Here is a 276-nt window from a genome sequence, read left to right as displayed (position 1 = left end):
CCTCGACTCGATACAGATGGTCGAAGAACTGGAGCGCACGGTCGAGCGCCGCTGCAATGCAGTGTTCGAACTCGACGCATGGGACATTCATACGCAGGCCGTCACGGTGCAGCTCGGAGGCGGCAGCGTGGGCCGCAGAATCGCGCGGTTCGCCGATGAACTCGATGCGGACATGATCGTCGTCGGCGCGGGGCATGGCTCGAAATGGCGTTTCTGGGAAGAGCGGATGAGCGACGTGGTCGCGCGCTGCACGCGTCGCGCGGTGCTCGTCACAGC

The 276-nt window shown here is 64.9% G+C and carries 1 protein-coding gene; it reads left to right on the top strand.

Features of this window, described 5'->3' with window-relative positions; translation table 11 throughout:
- Positions 1–276, top strand: a 276-nt coding sequence (locus SB753_RS36980) for a universal stress protein (RefSeq protein WP_410805100.1), incomplete at both ends; no start/stop codon positions are given.

Source organism: Paraburkholderia sp. SIMBA_053 (assembly GCF_046534895.1).
Lineage (GTDB): Bacteria > Pseudomonadota > Gammaproteobacteria > Burkholderiales > Burkholderiaceae > Paraburkholderia > Paraburkholderia caledonica.
The sequence above is the reverse complement of the archived record's forward strand: the minus strand, read 5'-3'. Positions and strand labels throughout refer to the sequence as shown.